1 protein-coding gene is annotated in these 1,225 nt (G+C 41.6%); it reads right to left on the reverse strand.

Features of this window, described 5'->3' with window-relative positions:
* Window positions 1–111: 111 nt before the first annotated feature.
* Entirely contained in the window at window positions 112–1,191 is a 1,080-nt protein-coding gene (locus F6J99_RS45135) for an RNA-guided endonuclease TnpB family protein (protein ID WP_293123986.1), read from the reverse strand.
* Window positions 1,192–1,225: the final 34 nt, after the last annotated feature.

Below are 1,225 nucleotides of genomic sequence, written 5' to 3' on the forward strand. Positions count from 1 at the left end.
CTGCTACGGAAAACTGACACAACACGGTATAAACCGTATTAATGTTCCCTTCCTGCTTCTTTCCAGTTACCTGGCATTTCATAGGGTGTCGGCACTTCCTATTCCACAGGCTCAAACCGAGTAGCTCTCGGCGTATCGTTCTAAATTGAGGCTAGCATTATAATCACGATCTCGAACTTCACCGCAAGCTTCGCAATTAAAAACTCGTTCTTTGAGTGGCATTTCCTGGATGTGGCCACAACTTGAACAGGTTTTTGTTGATGGATAAAATCTATCCACAAACACTGTTTTTGATCCGTACCACTCCGACTTGTATTCGACTTGACGACGAATTTCATACAAAGCCGAATCAGCAATGGCACCCGCTAACTTAGGGTTTTTAAGCATACCGGAAATATTCAAATCTTCTAACCCAATGACTGCGTGGTTTTTGCAAAGCCAACCGGTTAACTTGTGAATGGCATCTTTCCGGATGTTAGCGATACGCTGATGAGTTTTAGCCAGTCTTAGCTTGGTCTTATTTCTGTTTACAGAACCAACTTGTTTTCTAGATAGTTCTCGTTGAAGTCGAGTTAATTTTTTCTGAGCTTGCTTATAGGCTCTAGGGTTAGGAAATACGGTTCCATCAGAGCAAGTCGCTAAAACTTTAACCCCAACATCTACACCTAGATATTCTCTGGACTTTGGGGTATATTCAGGCTCAAATTCGTAGGCTACCGAAATATACCAAGAATCGGCTACTCGACTGATTGTGATTCGCTTTGTCTCGATTTCAGGTATTGGTTCATAGGTACTAACCCATCCCAAACAAGGAAGTTTTAACCGAGTCCCTGAAAACTTCATGAGCTTACCGCAATTATCTAGGGTAAAGCTATCATTTCTACCTTTTTTCTTAAACTTAGGATGTTGAGCAATCCCTTGAAAAAATCGACTAAATGCTTCTCCTAAGTGCCTGAAAGCAAATTGGTAAACCCTAGAACTTAATGTGGACTGCCAGGTATACTGAGGCTTCACATGATGAGTATAAAACTTTTTCAACTTATTTGCTGAAGGCTTTAGTCCAGCTAATGCGGCTTCCTTCCACAGGTTTAAAGCCCAGTTCCATACCCACCTAGAATACCCAGCGTGTTGAGCCATCAAGGTTTTTTGTTTGTTATTCAGTTTTAACTTGGTCTTGAAGGCTCGTTGCATAAGTCGGGATGATTGATTTTTCCATCGGGCTAGT

It is taken from the genome of Moorena sp. SIO4G3 (assembly GCF_010692305.1).
GTDB classification, from domain to species: Bacteria; Cyanobacteriota; Cyanobacteriia; order Cyanobacteriales; family Coleofasciculaceae; genus Moorena; species Moorena producens_A.